This is a genomic window from Mesorhizobium sp. B2-7-1 (genome assembly GCF_006440735.1).
In the GTDB taxonomy this organism is placed as follows: domain Bacteria; phylum Pseudomonadota; class Alphaproteobacteria; order Rhizobiales; family Rhizobiaceae; genus Mesorhizobium.
This window is the reverse complement of sequence record NZ_VFUA01000022.1, coordinates 1-19559: the sequence shown is the minus strand read 5'-3', so window position 1 is coordinate 19559 and position 19559 is coordinate 1. Positions and strand designations below refer to the sequence as shown.

The following is a 19559-nucleotide window of genomic DNA, read 5'->3' as shown; positions in this document are numbered from 1 at the left end:
CCGAAAACCGGTTCCCACTTTTCGCTGACGCGGTCCTTCGGTTCGGGATCATGCTCTAGCCTACTTCTTCAGCTGGTCGCGCAAGGCGGCAAGCTTGGCGAAGGGCGAATCCGGATCGAAGCGCTGCGGGCGCTCTTCGCGCGGCTTGCCCTGGAACGCCGGCTTGCCACCCTGGTTAGCCTTGCCGTCCTGCCTGTTGCCCTTCCAGTCGGGCCGGCCCTCGCGGCGGGCCCCCTCGTGGCGATCCGGGCGCTCGCCTTGCGGCCTGCCTTCGCGCCGTTCACCACCCTCGCGGCGGTCGCCCGTCTCCGGCCTCGGCTTGTATTTCGAGCGGTCGAAGCGCGGCTTGCCCGCACCGTCGCTGCGTTGCTCGCGGCGGCCTTCATGGGCCGGACGATCGCCGGGCTGGCCGCTTGCGGCGCCTGCCTGGCCGTCGCGCGCGGGTTGTCCACCACGCGGGCGATTGTCACGGCGGTTGTCCTGGCGATGGCGCGGACGCTGGTGGTCGAAACGCGCCTGGCGCCACAGGAGTACGGGCTTTGGTTCCTCAGCCTCCGTCGGGGTTTCGCCGGCAGCGGCTTCGCTACCTTCACCCTCGTGCGGAGGGTCAGCGCGCAGCGCCGGGGCGGGGGGAGCGCCGGCGGTATCAGTGCTCTCTGCATGGTCGGCGCTATCGCCTGCGTCGCCTTGCGCCGCGACCTCTTCCACTGAGGAGGGGGAGGGAAGGGCGTCGGCGCTTTCAGCCGACTCGGGCGCTGCCGTGGTGTCCACCGCCGCAGTGTCCTCCACAACGGGAGCTTCTTCCGTGACCTCGGCCGGAACTTCTGCCGGCTCTTCCGCGGCAGGTTCGGCTGCCGCTTCCACGACGGCTTCAGCCGAAGCTTCGGCGACAGCTTCAACGGCGGCCGGCTCCGAACCCTCGGCCGGTGTCTCAGCAATCGTGTCCGTCGTCGCAACTTCAGCCGCCGCCTGCGCGGCGCGGGCCGCCTCTTCGGCGGCGAGCTTGGCCTCGGCCGCTTCGCGGGCGGCGTTGTCCTGGGCTTCGAGCTTCGCCTTCACTTCGGCGGCGGGCTTCGGCTCGGCGCGATAGCCGAGACCTTTGAGGATCTCTTCCATGTCGTCGGCGGTGGCGCCGAGGATCGACATCATCGGTGGCGTCACCATGAAGGCATGGCCGTCATAGGCGCCGTCCGGACGCTGGCCGAGGCCGGGCTTCCAGTTGGTCGCCGGGCGGATGAGGTCGGCAAGCCGCTCGAGGATATCGATGCGCACGGCGCGGCGGCCGAGATTGCGATAGCCGGCGAGCTTGTAGAAGGTCTTGTCGAAGGCCGGGTCGATGACCACCGAGGTGCGGCCGGAGGCGAGCGCATGCACCACGTCGCCGAAGCCCGGCTTGTCCTTGCCGTCGTTCTTCAGCGCCCAGAGCAAGGTCACCAGACCGGCCGGCGCAGGCTTGATCAACGCCGGCACGAAGACATGGTAGGCGCCGAAGCGCACGCCGAGGCGGCGAAGTGCGGCGCGGCCCTCCTGGTCGAGCGACTTCATCTCCTCCGCGATGTCACGGCGATTGATCAGGCCGAAATGCTCGACCAGTTGGAAGGCGATGCCGCGCGCGATGCCGGTGAGCTGGTCGGCGTTCTTCAAATCGACCAGCGGCTTCAAAAGCTGTTCGACCTGGAAATTGACGAAACGCTCGGCGCGCGCCGCGACCTTGTCGCGGGCCGGGCCGGTCAGCTGCTCGTCGGCAAGCAGGACAAGGCGCGGCTTCAGCGCCTCGTCGCCGGCGACCAGCGTGCCGATCGGCGCGCCGATCCAGCGCAGGACGCCGTCCGAGCCCAAAGCCAGGTCGCCATTGGCGCAGGCGGCAAAGCGCTCGGCGCGCGCCTCGAACTCGGCTGCGAGCGCCTTCTGGGCAGCTGTGCGCACCGCTTTGGCGTCCTCGCCGCCGGCGCTTTGGTCGGCGGTGAAGCGGAACCCTTGCAATTCGCCGACATGATGGCCCTCGACGAGGACGGTTCCGGTTGGACTGATTTCGGCTTCAGGCATGGTATTTTCTCTAAGGCGCCGCATGAGGACGGAAGTCCTGCGGTCTACGAAGCGTTTCGTCAACCGCTCATGCAGCGCATCCGACAATCTGTCTTCGATTTCGCGCGTCTTTTCCTGCCAGTGTAGCTGATCGGCCAGCCAGCCCGGTCGGTTGGAGACGAAAGTCCAGGTGCGGATCTGCGCGATCCGGTGCGACAGCGTGTCGATATCGCCTTCCGTCGTGTCGGCGCGCCGCACCTGCTCGGCCATGTAATTCTCATCGACATGGCCATGGCGCGCAAGGTCCATATAGATCGAGGCGATGAGGTCGGCATGCTGGGCCGGCGCGATCTTGCGGTAGTCAGGCAGCGCACAGGCTTCCCAGAGCAGCGCCACGCGCTCCTTGCCGGAGGCCAAAGCGCGGATGTCGCCGTCGCGCGACAGATGCTCCAGCGCCTGCGCATCCACGGCCGGCAGCGCGCGGGTCAGCCCCTCGACCGGCGCATTGGTCTCGATCGAGCGCTTCAGCGCATCGAGGCTGGAAAAGTCGAAATCGGCGGTGCGCCATTGCAGCACCTTCACCGGGTCGAAGTCATGCCCCTCGATCTTGGCGATCAGATCCTCGTCGAACGGGTCGACCTGGCCGGTGACGCCGAACGTGCCGTCGCGCAGGTGGCGGCCGGCGCGGCCGGCGATCTGGCCAAGCTCGGCAGCGGTCAGGTTGCGATATTGGTAACCGTCGAATTTGCGGTTCTGGGCGAAGGCGACATGGTCGAGGTCGAGGTTCAGTCCCATGCCGATGGCGTCGGTGGCGATGAGATAGTCGACGTCGCCGGACTGGAAGATCTCCACCTGCGCATTGCGGGTGCGCGGCGAAAGCGCGCCGAGCACGACGGCGGCGCCGCCCTGCTGCCGACGGATCAGCTCGGCGATCGCGTAGACCTCGTCGGCGGAGAAGGCGACGATCGCCGTGCGCCGCGGCAGCCGGGTGAGCTTCTTCGAGCCGGCATAGGCAAGGTGCGACAGCCGCGGCCGCGTCACCACCGACACGCCCTTCAGCAGGCGCTGCAGGATGCCATGCATGGTGGCGGCGCCAAGAAGCAGCGTCTCCTGGCGGCCGCGCAGATGCAGGATGCGGTCGGTGAAGATGTGGCCGCGCTCGAGATCGCCGGCGAGCTGCACCTCGTCGATGGCGACGAAGGCGGCGTCGGTTTCGCGCGGCATCGCCTCGACGGTGCAGACCGAATATCTTGCGCCGGCAGGCACGATCTTCTCCTCGCCGGTGATCAGCGCCACCTTGTGGGCGCCGACCTTCTCGCAGACCCGGGCATAAACCTCGCGGGCGAGCAGCCTCAGCGGCAGGCCGATGATGCCTGTCTCATGCGCGACCATGCGCTCGATGGCGAGATGGGTCTTGCCGGTGTTGGTAGGACCCAGCACGGCCGTCACGTCGCGGCCCGAGAGGATCAGCGGCTGGGAATGTTTCGGCTGGATGTTCATCGGCTCGGAAATAAGGTTTCTGCCGCTTGTAGTCTGAAGCACGGCGATGCCGCCGCGTGTGACAGGCGACACATAGGGACTTCGGGCGGGAAGCGAAAGCGGAATGTTCCTTTGGGGGGCAGGTCGAGTCGGCGGAGCGTTCAAAATCGGCTGCTTGTTAACGGCTGGAACGAGTCTGGAACGAATCAGCGACGAATCGCTGACTCGCTCTGATTCAGGTTTTGTTCACGGCTATATGTGGATTTTTTTACGTCGAGTCGCACCACATGCTGAATCTGGGAATTGGCCCGATTCATGCCTAGCCTCCAGTGAACCCGAGTCAGTGTTAACTTTTGCCGGGGAACCATCGAGGCCGACCTGAGGGTCGCTCTCAAGGTTATGAAATTGTTGACTTTTCTTAATCGCTTTTAACGAATTGGGTAACGCTTTCGCCCTTCGTCGTTAACTTTTCGGCCAAAGCCAGAACGAATCGGCGACGAATCAGAGATGCGCGAAGTTTCCTGGTTTGTTCACCCCTAGATATGGTGTTATCCACAGCTTGCCCACCGAGGATTCACAGCTTGTTGGAGGAGTTACGCACAAGGGCGACTACCGCCGTTAACCTTTGCGTGCCGAATTGAGGCAAGGTGTCGCGCCGGCCTTGCCGGCGGATCAAAAAGGCGGCTCCGTTGCCGGAGCCGCCTTGGCCTTGTTGGGGTATCAGGCGAAGTACTGGCCGCCATTGGCGGTGATGGTCGAGCCGGTGATGAAGCCGGCTTCGTCGGAGGCCAGGAAGACGACGCAGCGCGCGATCTCTTCCGGTTCGCCGAGGCGGCCGACCGGGATCTGCGGGATGATGCGCTCGTTGAGCACCTTCTCGTCGATCGCCTTGACCATTTCGGTCGCGATATAGCCGGGGCAGATGACGTTGACGGTAATGCCCGCGCGAGCACCTTCCTGGGCAAGAGCCTTACTGAAGCCGATGTCGCCGGCCTTGGCGGCGGAGTAGTTGACCTGGCCGGCCTGGCCTTTCTGGCCGTTGATCGAGGAAATGGTGATGACGCGGCCGAACTTGCGGTCGCGCATGCCGCTCCACAAAGGATGCGTCATGTTGAAGACGCCGGACAGGTTGGTGTCGACCACTTCCCTCCACTGCGCCGGCGTCATCTTGTGGAACATGGCGTCGCGGGTAATGCCGGCATTGTTGACCAGCACGGAGACCGGACCGAGATCGGCCTCGATCTGCTTGATGCCGGCGGCGCAGGCCTCGTAGTCGGCGACGGACCATTTGTAGACCGGGATGCCGGTCTCAGCCTTGAATTTCTGCGCCGCCTCGTCATTGCCGGCATAGTTCGCCGCGACCGAATAGCCGGCGTTCTTCAAGGCGACCGATATCGCAGCACCAATGCCGCGCGATCCGCCGGTGACGATTGCTACCTTGGTCATGCATTCCCTCCCTTTGGTCGGGAGTGAATAGGGAGTAGCGAATAGCGAGTAGGGACCTAATGTCCCGCCAAGCCGACGCCGTTCTTCCCTATTCGCTACTCCCTATTCACTACTCACTTCTCTTTCAGAGCGCTTCCACGCACATGGCGACGCCCATGCCGCCGCCGATGCACAGCGTGGCGAGGCCCTTCTTGGCGCCGCGGCGGCGCATCTCGTAGACCAGCGTGTTGAAGACGCGGGCGCCCGAAGCGCCGATCGGATGGCCGATGGCGATGGCGCCGCCATTGACGTTGACGATCGCGGGATCCCAGCCCATGCCCTTGTTGACGGCACAGGCCTGCGCGGCGAAGGCCTCGTTGGCCTCGACGAGATCGAGATCCTTGACCGACCAGCCGGCCTTTTCCAACGCCCGCTTCGAGGCCGGAATAGGCCCCGTGCCCATGATAGACGGATCGACGCCGGCGGTCGCCCAGGAGGCGATGCGCACCAGCGGGGTGATGCCGCGCCTTGCAGCCTCGGCCTCGGTCATCAGCAGCGCGCCGCCCGCGCCGTCGTTGATGCCGGACGCGTTGGCGGCGGTGACCGTGCCGTCCTTGTCGAAAGCGGGTTTCAGCTTGGTCATGGCGTCGAGCGTCGCGCCGTGACGGATATACTCGTCCTGGTCGACGATGGTGTCGCCCTTCTTGCCCTTGATGGTGAAGGCGACGATCTCGTCCTTGAACCTGCCGGCCTTCTGCGCGGCCTCGGCCTTGTTCTGCGAGGCCAGCGCGAACTCGTCCTGGCTTTCGCGGGTGATCTGGAACTGGCGGGCGACATTCTCGGCGGTGTTGCCCATGTGGTAGCCGTTGAAGGCATCCCACAGGCCGTCCTTGATCATGGTGTCGATCATCTTGTAGTCGCCCATCTTAACGCCGGCGCGCAGATGCTCGGCATGCGGCGACAGCGACATCGACTCCTGGCCGCCGGCGATGATCACCTTGGCGTCGCCGGTGGCGATCTGCTGCATGCCGAGCGCGATGGCGCGCAGGCCCGAGCCGCAAACCTGGTTGAGGCCCCAGGCCGTGGTCTCCTTCGGCAGGCCGGCATTGATCGAGGCCTGGCGAGCCGGGTTCTGGCCTTGAGCGGCGGTCAGCACCTGGCCGAGGATGACCTCGTCGACTTCCGCCGCGTCGACGTTCGCTCGCGCCAGCAGTTCCCTGATGACGACGGCGCCGAGCTCATGCGCCGGCGTCGCGGCGAAACTGCCGTTGAAGGAGCCGACCGCGGTGCGGGCGGCGCTGGCGACGACGATTGAATTGGAAGCGGACATTTTCTTCTCCAGACTTCGAGGTGTCGTATTTTCGAGATCGCTTTAGGACTTTCTTGCCCGTTCGAAACTCCGAGTCAAACCGGAAATGGGCATGGCCGCCATGCGCGACAAGCAGAGCGCGCGCCAGTCGCGGTAACGTGACGTTGGCCATGCAGCGGATTTTGCAAATGACTGTGCAGCATTAATTGATGCCGCAGTGCACAAACCGCTTGGAATTGTGACGCTTTTGCGCGTATCCTCGTTAAAGGGCGCAATCGTTACCGGCCGCTTACTCCTAAAGGTGCCGGTGTCCTGGGGAGGATACGGATGGCCGCAAAAGACGACCCGATCGTCATCAAGAAGTATGCCAATCGCCGGCTCTACAACACCGGCACAAGCACCTATGTGACGCTCGAAGACTTGGCCGAGATGGTCAAGAAGGGCGAGGAGTTCACGGTCCAGGACGCAAAGACCGGCGACGACATCACGCATCCGGTGCTGACGCAGATCATCTTCGAGCTCGAGAACAAGGATGGGCAGAACATGCTGCCGATCCCGTTCCTGCGGCAGCTCATAGCCTTCTACGGCGATCAGATGCAGATGATCGTGCCGAGCTTCCTCGAACAGTCGATGATCGCCTTCTCCAAGGAGCAGGAGCGGTTTCGCGAGCAGCTGAAGGGCAGCTTCGGCAAGACGCCGATCGACATGATGAAGACGCCGATGAAGGCGCTCGAGGAACAGACGCGCCGCAATGTCGAGATGTTCCAGAACGCCATGCGCATGTTCACGCCGTTCCCGCCAGCGGGCTCCAATTCAACGCCGGCTGCCGAATCAGTGAAGAAGGAAGAGAAAGGCGACGATCTGCAGGAGCTCAAGGCGCAGATCGCGGCCATGCAACGCAAGCTGGACACAATGTCCTGACGGGCTTCGTTTGGTGGCAGTCGCTAGCGTTTGAGATTGGCCGCAAACGCCATCCCTTCGTCATCCTCGGGCTTGACCCGAGGATCCATTCCGTGACCGACGCCGTAGGGCGCAACGGTGCAGAATTCTGTAATCGTTGCAGCGCCTTAGCGTCACAGAATGGATCCAGGGTTTCTGCGCGCGTCGCTTCGCTCCTTGCTTCGCCCTGGAATGACGATTTGAGACGCGTTTCGGCTAATCCCAGTCGTCTGCGTTAGAAGCGCCCGTCAGCCTCTTTCGGCCCATCATAGCGGGCGCGGGGCCTGATTTGCCTGTTGCTGGTCACCTGCTCGACGGCGTGCGCCGTCCAGCCGACGCTGCGGCCGAGCGCGAACAGACGGAACGGCGCATCGGCCGGCAGGCGCAGGCTGCGCGTCATCGCGGCCAGGGCGAAATCGATGTTGGGATGCAGGCCGGTCGCGTCGAGAACCGCCTTGCGCAGCCGCAGCAGCCCGTCGTCGATCCTGAAACCGGAGAACAGGCCCTCGGCGCGCGGGTCGCCTTCCGGATAGAGCGGATGGCCGAAGCCGGGCAGCGGCCGGTCATGCGCCAGCCAGCGGGCGATCGCCTCGTCCGGACCCAGCCGCTCCGCATCCTCGACCAGCGCGATCGCCGCGGCACCCGCGCCGCCATGGCGCGGGCCGGTGAGCGTCGCAAGGCCGGCGAGCAGGCAGGCGGCGATCGGCGCGCCGGTGGAGGCAGCGACTCGGGCCGCGAAGGTCGAGGCGTTGAGCTCGTGATCGGCCAAAAGCACCAGCGCCTTGCGGATGAGGTCGGCGCCAGCGCCCTCGACCGACCAGCCCTGCGCCAGCCTTGCATGCACAGGGTCGGAACCCGGCGTCGCGCCAAGCGCCGTGGCCAGAGCGCTGGTGGCGGCGGCGCCGTCCTGCTGCAGCATGGCCGGCCTGCGGCCGAGCGAGGGCCAGCCTTCGGCGGCCAGTGCCGAAAGCCTGGCGAAGGCGGTCGGCGTGCCACTTTGCCGGGCAGCTGACGGCGTCAGCGAAGCGAAGGACACCGGGCGGTCGGAAGCCCACAGCAATTCGGCGGTTTCCTCGAGCGTCGCCGTCGCCGAAAGCTCCACCGCGTCCCTGCCGCGATAGACGAGGCGGCCATGCAGCACCGTCGAGATGGAGGTGGCGATCGCCGGCTCGCCCCAGGCGATGGCGCTTTCGGCGATCGCCTGCGGGCTCCTTCCGCGGTCGCGGCGCGTGGCGATGGCTGCGATGTCGTCGGCGCGGTACTGGCTGCGGCGCGGGTCGGCGTCGTCCGGCTTCATGCCGATACGGCCGCGGCTGACATAGGCATAAAGCGTCTGCGGCCGGACGTTCAGCCGCTCCAGCGCTTGCTCCCGCGTCAACCATTCCGTCATTTGCCGCCTTACATTGATTATCTTGATCAAGATTGATGCATTGATTGCGCAGCATTAATTGCAATGCGCAAAAGGTCAAGGAGACGATCATGGCGAATGGGCTCGATGATGTTGTTGCGGCCGACACGGTGCTTTCCGATGTCGACGGTGTGGGCGGGCACCTTACCATCCGCGGCCATTCGCTGATGGAGCTCGCCGGCCGCTGGCGCTACGCACAGGTGGTACGGCTGCTGTTCGACGGCTTCTTCGACGACCTTCCAGGCGATGCCGAACTGGAGAAGGCGATCGGCAAGGCGCGGGTGGAAGTGTTCGATCGTGTGCGGCCGATGCTTGCCCGCCTGGCGCCGCTCGACATCTACAGCGGCATGCGGGCCGGCATGGCCATCCTGCCGGAGGGTGACGGGCTTGCCGACGCGCTTCGGCTGATCGCGGCACCGGCGGTGCTGACGCCGGCCCTGCTGCGCCTTGGCCGGGGCGAGGCGCCGATCGCCCCCGACGAAAACGCCGATCACGCCGGCGATATGCTGCGGATGCTCTCCGACACCGCCTCGCCGGCGCTTGCCAAGGCCTTGGACAGCTATCTGGTGACGGTCTGCGACCACGGGCTCAACGCCTCGACTTTCGCGACCCGGGTGGTTGCGTCGACACAGGCCGGGTTGACTTCAGCGATCCTGGCCGGGCTCGGCGCGCTGAAAGGCCCGCTGCATGGCGGCGCGCCGGGGCCGGTGATCGAGATGCTGGACGCCATCGAGGCCAGCGGCGATGCCGCTGCCTGGCTGCGCAACGAGATCGCGCAAGGCCGGCGCATCATGGGTTTCGGCCATCGCATCTACCGCGTGCGCGACCCGCGCGCCGACGCGCTGAAGGCCGTCGTGCGGCAGCTCGGTTCCCGCAACGAGACCGGAAGCCGGCTGGCCTTCGCCGAGACGGTGGAACAGACGGCGCTGGAGGTGCTTCGCATCGCCAAGCCGCAACGCTCGATCCAGACCAATGTCGAGTTCTACACCGCGCTTCTGCTCGAAGCGGTCGGTTTCCCGAAGGAGGCGTTCTCCAACGTCTTTGCCGCGGGCCGCGTCGCCGGCTGGATCGCGCATGCGCGCGAGCAGCAGGCCACCGGGCGATTGATCAGGCCGCAGTCGCGGTATGTCGGGCCCGTGCCCGATCTGGTGGCCTGAGAAGCCGTTCCTCGCCCCAGTGGGGCGAGGAAAATCCCATGATCACGCTTGTGTGTTCGTGTTCTTGCCTTGGTTCGTCCTTATATGCTGCACTGCAACATAGACAGGCGGAAGCTGCCCCTCGCGATGACGCAAGGGCAGGCCGGCGCATCGAGACAAGGAACGCCATGGCGAAGAACGGCAAGGCGGAGGAAAAGAAGAAGATCAACGTCGCCCTCCAGGGCGGCGGCTCGCACGGCGCCTTTTCCTGGGGCGTGCTCGACCGGCTGCTGGAGGACGGGCGGCTCGATATCGCTGCGGTGTCCGGCACCAGCGCGGGCGCCATGAACGCGGTGGCGCTGGCCGACGGATTTGTCCGGGGCGGCGTGGAAGGCGCGCGAGAAAAGCTCGACGATTTCTGGCGGGCGGTGGCCTCGAAGGGCCGTTTCAGCCCTGTGCAGCGCATGCCCTGGGACGTCGTCTGGGGCAACTGGTCGATCGAGAACACGCCCGGCTACGTCTTCTTCGACACGATGTCGCGGGTGTTCTCGCCCTATGTCGCCAATCCGCTCGGCCTCAACCCGCTGCGCGACGTGGTGGCGAAGGAGATCGACTTCGACAATGTGCGCGCCTGCAAGTCGATGGAGCTGTTCATCTCGGCGACCAATGTCGAGACCGGGCAATTGCGCGTCTTCTCCGACGGCGAGATCGACCTCGATACGGTGATGGCCTCGGCCTGCCTGCCGCAACTGTTCCAGGCGGTCGAGATCAAGGGCGTGCCCTATTGGGACGGCGGCTATGGCGGCAACCCGGCGCTCTATCCGTTCTTCAAGACGGCGGCGACCGAGGACGTGCTCCTGGTGCAGATCAACCCAGTGGTGCGCGAAGGCACGCCTAAGAGCGCCAACGAGATCCAGAACCGCATCGACGAGATCACCTTCAACGCCGGTCTGCTGCGTGAATTCCGCTCGATCGCCTTCGTCAAGGAACTGATCGCGGCCGGGCGCCTGCCGCATGGCGAATATCGCGACATCCGCATGCACCGCATCGATGCCGACGAGGCGTTCAAGGACCTCTCCGCCTCGTCCAAGGTCAATGCCGAATGGGCTTTCATCGCCTATCTGCGCGATCTCGGCCGCAGTGCGGCCAGCGACTGGCTGGAGGAGAATTACGACGCCGTCGGCCAGCGGGCCACGCTCGACCTTTCGGGCGAGCTCGACGACGGTTTCAAGCCGCTGCGCGGTCCCGCGCCCGGGCGCCGCGTCAAGGAATTCCTCGCCGCGCGCGTCAAGCCGGAATCCGCGCGGCGGCGCGCCTAACTGCAGGGCAAGGCCGAGACCGGGCGGACGACGGCCGGTCCGTTTTGCGACCGGGGCAGACAGGCCGCCGTTGCAGGGCGACGCTATTTCAGCGGCAAAAAGAGTTCGATGACGATCTCGGGCACCGACAGTTCCGGAAGGAAGGACAGCCGTCGCCGGCAATAGATCGGGAAGTCGCGCGCCTCCTCGCCGCTGGCCGGAAGCCATTCGCGATAAAGGTAGAGTGCAGCCGGCTCCAGATTGTTGGTGTTGCCGGGGTAGTGCAGCACGGCGCAGCGTCCGCCGGGGATCACGCCGGCCTTCATCTGCTTGTCGTCCGCCGCGATCGGCTGGTCGGTGCCGACGCAAATGTCCATGCTGTAGTCGACCGCGACGGCGGGGCATCTTTCGGACCGGAAGACGTTGAAGGTCGGGCTCGTGTCGGGCGACAGGCCGGCTGCCTTGCGCCAGGCGATGAAGCGCTGGATGGTGTCGCCGAGCGTTGCCCGATCCCCGCGATGTTCCATGATCGCCACCGGGGTGGGCGGCACGTCGCGGATCGTCACGTCGTCATCGGTGAAAATTATCTGCATGAGCTTTCTCCTCGCGTTGTCGAGAGGCCCGAAGGCCATCAGCCACGACCCCCAGTCGGGAGATTTCCGGAACGACGAAGGCGACTGCCCGCACCGCTGACGAAAGGCGCGGGCGAACGCATCCGGTGCGTCGTAACCGGCATCCATCGCTATATCCGTGACGCTTTCGGCGTCCGCGTAGCCCAGCCGGGATGAAGCGCGCTTCATGCGGGCGAGCTGGACATAGCGATGCACGGGCAGCCCGAAGGTCGCCGTGAACTGCCGGTGGAAATGATATTTCGAATAGGCCGCGACGCCGCTCAGCGCGTCCAGGTCCAGATCGTCGTCGAGATGCCGGTCTATGTGATCCAGCACCCGCCGCATCCGGGCATGGTGGTTTTGAACTGCCGCCTTCATAGTTTTATTCTCCGTGGCAGCACCAGCTAAGCCGCGCGGACGTGAGGCGCTCGACCGATCTTGCGGTTTTTGTCACGAGCCACGCACCATCGCCAAGGACCGTTCACGCGCGCCCAATCGATATATGACCGGCGAAAAGGGCCGTTTGCGGACCGATCGCTTCCGATGTCGATGACGGGCGCCAAACGGCATGTTCGAAGCGCCCGGATCGGGGCGATGGCCGGAGCATTCCCCTGCTGAACCGGGGCGATGCTGGATTCGGTTGTCCGGGCGATGTAACTTACCTGAACGTAAAGGGGAGGTAGCGATGCTGCAGACCAGACAGAACGCTCTCGGGGTCAGGTTTGAAGCGCAGTGCAGGGCCTTCGAGAAGGAGCCGTTCCCGACGCTCGACATGCGTAAGGACCGGCTGACCCGCCTGCTGGCGCTCACCGAAAAGCACGAGGCCGAGATATGTGCTGCGATCGACAGCGATTTCTCGGCACGCTCGGCTGAGGAAACCCGGCTTGCCGAACTGTTCGTCGTGCGCGCCGGCATCAGGCATGCGCTGTCGCATCTGAGCGCCTGGATGCGCGAGCGGCATGTCGCCACCAGCCTGCCGTTCCTGCCGGGACGCAACCGCCTGTTGCCGCAGCCGCTCGGCGTCGTCGGCATCGTCTCGCCGTGGAACTATCCGTTCCAGCTCGCCATCGCGCCGGCGACCGCGGCAATCGCCGCCGGCAACCGCGTTATGATCAAGCCGTCGGAGCTGACGCCGCAGTTTTCGGATTTGCTCGCCAGCCTGGTCGAAAAATATTTCGCCGCCGACGAGGTCAGCGTGATGGTCGGCGATGCGGAGGTCGGCAAGGCGTTCGTGTCGCTGCCGTTCGACCATCTCCTGTTCACGGGCTCGACGGCCGTCGGCCGCCAGGTGGCGCTGGCCGCCGCGGCCAATCTGACGCCGATGACGCTCGAGCTCGGCGGCAAGTCGCCGGCGATCTTCGATGCGTCCTGCGATCTCGACGCCGCCGTCGCCAGCGTCGCCTATGGCAAGCTGCTCAATGCCGGCCAGACCTGCATCGCGCCGGACTATCTCATGGTGCCGCAAGGCCAAGGCGCGGCGATCGCGGCCAAGTTCGCCGCGGCAATCGCCAAGCTCTATCCGCGCCTCGGCGACAATCGCGACTACACGGCGATCGTCAGCGAGCGGCACCACCGGCGGCTGGGCGACATGGTCGCCGAGGCACGCGACAGCGGCGCCGACATCACCGAGGTCAATCCTGGGAATGAGAAACTCGGCGTCACCGACCGCAAGATGGCGCCCGTGCTGGTGCGCAACGCCGGCGAGAATCTGCGGCTGATGCGCGAGGAAATCTTCGGGCCGGTGCTGCCGATCGTCGAATATGGCACGGTCGACGAGGCCATCGAGCATGTGAACCGGGGCGAGCGTCCGCTGGCGCTCTACTGGTTCGGCAGCGACAGCGCCAACCGCCAGAAAGTCATGCGGGAAACCGTATCCGGCGGCGTCACGATCAATGACTGCATGCTGCATCTGGTGCAGGAACGGCAGCCCTTCGGCGGTGTCGGCGAGAGCGGCACCGGCGCCTATCACGGCGAATGGGGGTTCCGCACCTTCAGCAAGGAAAAGCCGATCTTCATCCAGTCGAAGCTCAGCGCCGGCGGCCTGCTGCGCCCGCCTTACGGCAGGACGTTCGAGCGTCTCTTCCGGTTGCTCAACCTCATCACTTGACAGCTTCAACCGGAGCATCGCGGGCGTAACCTCGCTCCAACCGGGCGATAGTCGCTGCCCACGCCAGATTTTTCGCATCATGCTGACGGCTGTTGCCAGTAACCTCGGGGAAACTGTCGACGCGCCCGCAAAAGCGCCAGCCGGCTTGCAGAAAAGCCCGCATTTGTCGAGGTACAGTGTTGCACGCCGCAATGTTCCCGCAACTTTTCCGACTATATTGCGCCGCAACTTTCAGGTAGAAGGCGCGCTTCGCCGTTCACGGCAAATTGAACTGGACCCTGCGCGCACCCATATCGGCCGCGCGCCCGAGTCGGGAGCGCCGACCTCGCCAGGTCCTGCAACGGAAAAATGACGATGCCGAAGATCAGGTTTCACAAGCTTGCAGCCATTGTCGTGCTCATCGGGTTCGCGGCCTGGATGGGGACGGGCGAGTTCTCGTCCGTCGGCAGCGCCGCGGACAAGTCGGTTGCCACCGACAAGTCGGTCACCACCGACAAGCCTGCTGACGCCGCCAAGCCGGCGCAGCCCGACCGCGCCAAGCCGAGCACGGCGCAGGCCGAGCCCAAGGCCGCGCCGCGCACTGTCGCGGTGGTGACGCCGCCGCGCAAGACATTCGCGCGGGCGATACGGATCTCGGGTCTCACCGAAGCCGACAAGCGCGCGGTGCTTGCAACGCGCGTCAACGGCGTCATCGACAAGCTGCCGGTCAAGCAGGGCGACCACGTCAAGACCGGCGACCTGGTGCTGATGCTCGCGGCCGAGGAAAAAATCTCGATGGTCGACAACGCCAAGCAGCTTGTGGTGCAGCGCAAGGCCGAGCTCGACGCCGCCGAGCGGCTGGCCAAGACCGGCAATCTGCCGAAGCTGCAGCTCGACACCGCCCGTTCCAACCTGACGCTGGCGCAGTCGCAGCTCGACACCGCGCAGGCCGAGCTCGACCGCAACGAGGTCAAGGCGCCGTTCGACGGTGTCATCGACCGCATTCCGGTGGAGCTCGGCAGCTCGGTGATGCAGGGTGGCGAGGTGGCGACGATCCTGAAGCTCGATCCGGTGATCGCGCGCGGCGAGATCAGCGAGCGCGACCTGCGCTACGTCAAGATCGGCGACGAGGCCGATGTGCGCCTGGTCAACGACCAGAAGGTCACCGGCACCGTGCGCTATATCAGCCGCGATGCCTCGGCGCAGACCCGCACCTTCCGTGTCGAGGTGGCGATCCCCAATGGCGATGGCTCCATCCCCGCCGGGATGACGGCCGAGATCACGCTCAGCGCCGAGCCGACCAACGCGGTGATGCTGCCGCGCTCGGTGGTGACGTTGGGCGACAAGGGCGACCTCGGCATCCGCGCCGTCGGCAAGGACGACAAGGTGGCCTTCTTCCCGATCGACCTCGTCGACGATACGCCGCATGGCCTGGTGCTGGGCGGCATTCCGGAAGATGCGCGCATCATCGTCGCCGGCCAGGAGCTGGTGAAGGAAGGCGATCTGGTGAAGCCCGTCGAGGCCGACCAGGCGACCATCAACAAGCTGATCGGCGAAGCCACCGCCGGCACGCAGTAAAGCACGACGCGGCGCGCGCCGGGCCCTTGCCCGGCGGCAGCCGGTTCGCAGCCCGAAAACAACAGGCCGAAGTCATGGATATCGTCAGACTCGCCATCAACAACGCCCGCCTCACGATATCGGCGCTGCTGTTCCTGCTTGTCGCGGGTTGGGTCGCCTATCAGTCGACGCCGAAGGAAGCGGAGCCCGACGTTCCGATTCCGATGATGTATGTCAGCCTGATCTATCAGGGCATCTCGCCGGAGGATTCCGAGCGGCTGCTGCTGAGGCCGATGGAGAGCAAGCTCAAGAGCCTCAAGGGGCTCAAGGAGATGCGCTCGGCCGCCTTCCAGGGCGGCGGCTACGTGCTGGTCGAGTTCCAGCCGCAGACCGATCTGGCGACGGCGCTGCAGGATACGCGCAGCAAGGTGCAGGACGCCAAGGCCGACCTGCCGCAGGCGGCCGAGGAACCGACGGTCAACGAGGTCAACGTCTCGGAGTTCCCGGTTCTGGTCGTAACACTTTCCGGCGACGTGCCGGAGCGCGTGCTGACGGCTGCCGCGCGCGAGCTGCGCGACCGAATCGAGGAAGTGCCTGGCGTGCTCGAAGGCTCGCTGCAAGGCGCGCGCGACGACCTCGTCGAGGTCGTCGTCGACCCGGTCAAGCTGTCCTCCTACGGGCTGCAGCTCGACCAGGTGATCCAGGGCGTCGCCTCCTCCAACAGCCTTGTCGCGGCCGGCAATCTCGAGGGCTCTGAAGGCAAATACGCGGTCAAGGTGCCGTCGCTGATCGAGACGCCGGAAGATGTCGCCAACCTGCCGGTCGTCGCCACGCCCAATGCCGTGGTGCAGGCCAAGGACATCGCGACCATACGCTCGACCTTCAAGGATGCCGAGACGGTCACCCGCCTCGACGGCAGACCGGCCATCGCCATCGAAGTGAAGAAGCGCATCGGCGCCAACCTGATCGACACGCTTACCCATGTCCGGGAGGTGTCGGACAATTTCATCAAGACGATGCCGGAAGGCATGCATGTCACCTACACGCAGGACAAGTCCGTCTTCGTCAACCAGCTGCTGGGCGATCTGCAGAACCATGTGATGATCGCCGTTATCCTGGTGTTCATCGTCATCCTCTACGCGCTGTCGGGACGGGCCTCGCTGCTCATCGGTCTTGCCATCCCGTCATCGTTCCTGATGGGCATCCTGCTGCTTGCCATGATGGGCTACACGATCAACATGATCGTGCTGTTCAGCCTCATCCTGGCGGTCGGCATGCTGGTGGACGACGCCATCATCGTCACCGAATTCGCCGAACGGCGCATGAGCGAGGGCATGCCGAAGGCGGACGCCTTCGCGCTGGCGGCCAAGCGCATGGCCGGGCCGGTCATCGCGGCGACGATGACGCGCATCGCCGCCTTCTCGCCGCTGCTGTTCTGGCCGGGCATCATCGGCGATTTCATGAAGTATATGCCGATCACGCTGATCGTGACGCTGTCGGCCTCGATGCTCTACGCGCTGGTGTTCGCGCCGACGCTGGGCGCGATCTTCGCCAAGGCGCCGGAGCATCACGAGGAGGGCAACCGCGACGGCTGGTACATGGCCGTGGTCAAGCAGGCGGTGCGCTTCCCGATCACCGTCATCCTGCTCACCGTCGCCCTTTTGGTCGGCGTCGGCTTCGCCTATTCGAAATATGGCGCCGGCGTCGAGTTCTTCCCCAGTGTCGAGCCGGACTACGGGCTACTCTACGTGCACGCGCGCGGCAATCTCTCGCTGGCCGAAATGGACGCTGCGACCAAGACGGCGGAAAACCGGCTGCTCGGCTGGCCAGGCGTGAAGTCGGTCTATACGCGCGTCGGCAAGACGCAAGGCGGCGGCCAGGACATCCCGGAGGACGTGGTTGGCGTCATCCAGTACGAGTTCGTCGACTGGCGCGAGCGCAAGTCCGCCAACCAGATCCTCGACGACCTGCGCGGCGTGATGGCCGGCATTCCCGGCGTCGACGTCGAAGTGCGCGTGCCCGAAGCCGGCCCGCCGACCGGCAAGCCGATCCAGATCCGGCTGTCGGCCGTCGATCCGGCCGGACTCGACGACAAGGCGCGGGCGGTCGCGGCACGCATCGCAAAGATCCCCAATGTCATCGACATTTCGGACGGCCTGCCGCCGCCCGGTGTCGACTGGGCGATCGAGGTCGATCGCGCCAAGGCGGCGCAATACGGCATCAGCCCGACTTCGGTCGGCACGGTGGTGCAACTGGTGACCAACGGCCTCAAGCTGTCGGAATACCGGCCCGCCGGCGCCGACGACGCGGTCGACATCCGGCTGCGCCTGCCCGAAGACCGGCGCACGCTGTCGACGCTCGACGAGCTCAGGGTGCAGACCTCGCAAGGCTCGGTGCCGATCTCCAACTTCGTCGTGCGCAAGCCCGAGCCGACCGTCGGCGTGCTCAACCGCATCGACGGCGCGCGCACCGTGGTGGTGCAGGCCAATGTCAGCGGCGGCGCGCAGGTCGCGGCGGTGCAGGAACAGGTCACCAAGGCCGTCGCCGACATGGATCTCGGCAGCGGCATCCGCTGGAAGCTCGCCGGCTCCAACGAGGACAGCGCGGAAGCCAGCGCCTTCCTCGGCAAGGCCTTTGGCGCGGCGATCTTCCTGATCTTCCTGGTGCTGCTCGCGCAGTTCAACAAGTTCACCAGCGTGTGGCTTGTCTTGTCCTGCGTGGTCATGGCGACGATCGGCGTGTTCCTCGGATTGCTTTTGACAGGCGAGGCCTTCGGCATCGTCATGTCGGGCATCGGCGTCATCGCGCTGGCCGGCGTGGTGGTGAACAACAACATCGTGCTCATCGACACCTACGACCGGTTGCGCGAGGAAGGCTGGGACAAGATGGACGCGGTGCTGCAGACTTGCCGCGAGCGTGCCCGTCCGGTGGTGCTGACGGCGGTGTCGGCCATTCTCGGCGTGCTGCCGATCGCCTTCGGGCTCGGTCTCGAAATCTTCCATCACGAGACGACGATCAACGCGCCGTCGACGCAATGGTGGATATCGCTGTCCTCGGCGATCGTCTTCGGCCTGTCCTTCGCCACGCTGCTGACGCTGGTGGTGACGCCGTCGATGCTGATGGTGTTTACCCGCGCCAAGGTGAAACCCGGCCAGCGACGCAACTGGTTCAGCCGCCTGTTCCGGCGCGGCAAAGGCAAGGTCACGACCGACGAGCCGGCCCAGGAAGTCGGCGCCGGGCCGGCGGAGGCCTTCCCGAAAGCCGCGGAATAGAGCGGTTTCACAACTCCAACGACAAAAGCCGCCCGGGAACAACCGGGCGGCTTTTTGCATTGTCCCCTCAAGTTAGGTTAAACGGCGAGGGCTTCTCATGACCATCACGACACTTCTCGTAATCATCCTGGTTCTGATCCTGATCGGCGCCGTGCCGGCCTGGCCGCATTCGCGCTCCTGGGGCTACGGGCCGTCCGGCATCGTCGGCGTCGTCCTGATCGTGCTGCTGATCCTTTTGTTGATGGGCAGGATCTGATCAGACGGCCAACCGCGACGGCTCCACGGCGATGCCGATATCCTGCATGGCTTCCTTCACCGCCTGGTCGAGCGGGGTGTGCGGGATTTCGCCGATCACCTCCTCCAGCCGCGTCGAGACCAGCCGGTGCGCTTCGAAGCGCAGATAGGACATCGAGACGATCTCGCGCCACATGGCCACGAACGGGCTGCCGGCGCGCAGCACCCACCAGGGCATGAAGGAGAGCTTCAGCTTGCGGCCGAGCGCCTTCTCGGCCGCGGCCTTCATGTCGAGGTCGGTGATGGCGTGGCCGGGGAAGTTGATCGCCTCGTAGTAGCCCGTTTTGTCGAGGTTCTTCGCCAGGCCGACGAAGCCGACGGCGAAGTCCGGCAGGTAGGCCCATTCATGCGTCAGGTCGGCCGGGCCGGGCGCGGTGTAGACGCCTTTCTCCATCTTGGCGGCGACGACGAGGTCGAACCAGGAGCCGCTGCCGGTGCCGCCGAAGAAGTCGCCTGCCCTGAGCACAATGGTGCGCACCCGGCCGGCTTCGGCCTCGCCGCGGAAAAGGTCCTCCATGGCGCAGCGGATGCGGCCCTTCTCGGTGGTCGCATGGAATGGCGTCTGCTCGGTGATCACCTGCGGCATTGGCGAGCCGTAATTATAGACGGTGCCTGGGAAGAGATGCAGCGCGTTGTTCGCCCGGCAGGCGGCCATGACGTTTTCGGCCATCGGCATGCACTTGCCCCAGTCGGTGTAGATCGGGGTCAGGCCATTGAAGA

General features: G+C 65.4%; 13 protein-coding genes. 7 read left to right on the top strand and 6 right to left on the bottom strand.

What is annotated here, in order from left to right; genetic code table 11:
• Window positions 1–60: 60 nt before the first annotated feature.
• The 3 genes from FJ471_RS11415 to FJ471_RS11405 all read right to left on the bottom strand — a co-directional run bounded on the left by FJ471_RS11415 (window position 61) and on the right by FJ471_RS11405 (window position 6259).
• Window positions 61–3525 carry a helicase-related protein gene (locus FJ471_RS11415; RefSeq protein WP_140803305.1) on the bottom strand — a complete coding sequence of 1155 codons (3465 nt, stop codon included), beginning with the start codon at window positions 3523–3525 and terminating at the stop codon, window positions 61–63.
• 699 nt (window positions 3526–4224) lie between these two features.
• A complete protein-coding gene (gene phbB, locus FJ471_RS11410) occupies window positions 4225–4950 on the bottom strand; it encodes an acetoacetyl-CoA reductase (RefSeq protein ID WP_140803257.1) in 726 nt (241 codons plus the stop codon).
• Window positions 4951–5074: 124 nt separating this feature from the next.
• Window positions 5075–6259 carry an acetyl-CoA C-acetyltransferase gene (locus tag FJ471_RS11405; RefSeq protein ID WP_140803256.1) on the bottom strand — a complete coding sequence of 395 codons (1185 nt, stop codon included), beginning with the start codon at window positions 6257–6259 and terminating at the stop codon, window positions 5075–5077.
• A gap of 306 nt (window positions 6260–6565) precedes the next feature.
• Here FJ471_RS11405 and phaR point away from each other — a divergent pair, with 306 nt between their 5' ends.
• Complete coding sequence (phaR, locus tag FJ471_RS11400; protein WP_140803255.1) at window positions 6566–7159, top strand: polyhydroxyalkanoate synthesis repressor PhaR; 594 nt, start codon at window positions 6566–6568, stop codon at window positions 7157–7159.
• Window positions 7160–7412: 253 nt separating this feature from the next.
• Here phaR and FJ471_RS11395 read toward each other — a convergent pair whose 3' ends face one another.
• Window positions 7413–8567: a citrate synthase gene (locus FJ471_RS11395; RefSeq protein WP_140803254.1), complete on the bottom strand. Its 1155-nt coding sequence runs from the start codon at window positions 8565–8567 to the stop codon at window positions 7413–7415.
• 89 nt (window positions 8568–8656) lie between these two features.
• Between FJ471_RS11395 and FJ471_RS11390 the strand changes: the two genes are divergently transcribed.
• Both FJ471_RS11390 and FJ471_RS11385 read left to right on the top strand, forming a co-directional pair.
• The gene (locus tag FJ471_RS11390) at window positions 8657–9742 is read left to right on the top strand and encodes a citrate synthase/methylcitrate synthase (RefSeq protein WP_140803253.1); all 1086 of its coding nucleotides are present in this window, start codon (window positions 8657–8659) and stop codon (window positions 9740–9742) included.
• A gap of 167 nt (window positions 9743–9909) precedes the next feature.
• Window positions 9910–11040: a patatin-like phospholipase family protein gene (locus tag FJ471_RS11385; protein WP_140803252.1), complete on the top strand. Its 1131-nt coding sequence runs from the start codon at window positions 9910–9912 to the stop codon at window positions 11038–11040.
• A gap of 83 nt (window positions 11041–11123) precedes the next feature.
• Here FJ471_RS11385 and FJ471_RS11380 read toward each other — a convergent pair whose 3' ends face one another.
• The gene (locus FJ471_RS11380) at window positions 11124–12008 is read right to left on the bottom strand and encodes an AraC family transcriptional regulator (protein ID WP_140803251.1); all 885 of its coding nucleotides are present in this window, start codon (window positions 12006–12008) and stop codon (window positions 11124–11126) included.
• 307 nt (window positions 12009–12315) lie between these two features.
• Between FJ471_RS11380 and FJ471_RS11375 the strand changes: the two genes are divergently transcribed.
• From FJ471_RS11375 to FJ471_RS11360, 4 genes are all read left to right on the top strand, one after another.
• Window positions 12316–13737 carry a coniferyl aldehyde dehydrogenase gene (locus FJ471_RS11375; RefSeq protein WP_140803250.1) on the top strand — a complete coding sequence of 474 codons (1422 nt, stop codon included), beginning with the start codon at window positions 12316–12318 and terminating at the stop codon, window positions 13735–13737.
• A 354-nt stretch (window positions 13738–14091) separates the two neighbouring features.
• On the top strand, window positions 14092–15294 hold the full coding sequence (locus tag FJ471_RS11370; RefSeq protein ID WP_140803249.1) for an efflux RND transporter periplasmic adaptor subunit: 1203 nt from the start codon (window positions 14092–14094) through the stop codon (window positions 15292–15294).
• 74 nt (window positions 15295–15368) lie between these two features.
• The gene (locus FJ471_RS11365) at window positions 15369–18545 is read left to right on the top strand and encodes an efflux RND transporter permease subunit (protein WP_140803248.1); all 3177 of its coding nucleotides are present in this window, start codon (window positions 15369–15371) and stop codon (window positions 18543–18545) included.
• Between the two features lie 97 nt (window positions 18546–18642).
• Window positions 18643–18801: a DUF3309 family protein gene (locus FJ471_RS11360; protein WP_140803247.1), complete on the top strand. Its 159-nt coding sequence runs from the start codon at window positions 18643–18645 to the stop codon at window positions 18799–18801.
• Here the strand turns inward: FJ471_RS11360 and FJ471_RS11355 are convergent.
• Window positions 18802–19559: NAD-dependent epimerase/dehydratase family protein (locus tag FJ471_RS11355; protein ID WP_140803246.1), on the bottom strand; the 758-nt coding region annotated here is incomplete at its 5' end. It abuts the gene before it with no gap.

Bases quoted from the DNA above. Each gene is read 5' to 3' on its own strand.
- FJ471_RS11415 (WP_140803305.1), bottom strand. From the start codon at position 3,525: ATGAACATCCAGCCGAAACATTCCCAGCCGCTGATCCTCTCGGGCCGC.
- phbB (WP_140803257.1), bottom strand. From the start codon at position 4,950: ATGACCAAGGTAGCAATCGTCACCGGCGGATCGCGCGGCATTGGTGCT.
- FJ471_RS11405 (WP_140803256.1), bottom strand. From the start codon at position 6,259: ATGTCCGCTTCCAATTCAATCGTCGTCGCCAGCGCCGCCCGCACCGCG.
- phaR (WP_140803255.1), top strand. From the start codon at position 6,566: ATGGCCGCAAAAGACGACCCGATCGTCATCAAGAAGTATGCCAATCGC.
- FJ471_RS11395 (WP_140803254.1), bottom strand. From the start codon at position 8,567: ATGACGGAATGGTTGACGCGGGAGCAAGCGCTGGAGCGGCTGAACGTC.
- FJ471_RS11390 (WP_140803253.1), top strand. From the start codon at position 8,657: ATGGCGAATGGGCTCGATGATGTTGTTGCGGCCGACACGGTGCTTTCC.
- FJ471_RS11385 (WP_140803252.1), top strand. From the start codon at position 9,910: ATGGCGAAGAACGGCAAGGCGGAGGAAAAGAAGAAGATCAACGTCGCC.
- FJ471_RS11380 (WP_140803251.1), bottom strand. From the start codon at position 12,008: ATGAAGGCGGCAGTTCAAAACCACCATGCCCGGATGCGGCGGGTGCTG.
- FJ471_RS11375 (WP_140803250.1), top strand. From the start codon at position 12,316: ATGCTGCAGACCAGACAGAACGCTCTCGGGGTCAGGTTTGAAGCGCAG.
- FJ471_RS11370 (WP_140803249.1), top strand. From the start codon at position 14,092: ATGCCGAAGATCAGGTTTCACAAGCTTGCAGCCATTGTCGTGCTCATC.
- FJ471_RS11365 (WP_140803248.1), top strand. From the start codon at position 15,369: ATGGATATCGTCAGACTCGCCATCAACAACGCCCGCCTCACGATATCG.
- FJ471_RS11360 (WP_140803247.1), top strand. From the start codon at position 18,643: ATGACCATCACGACACTTCTCGTAATCATCCTGGTTCTGATCCTGATC.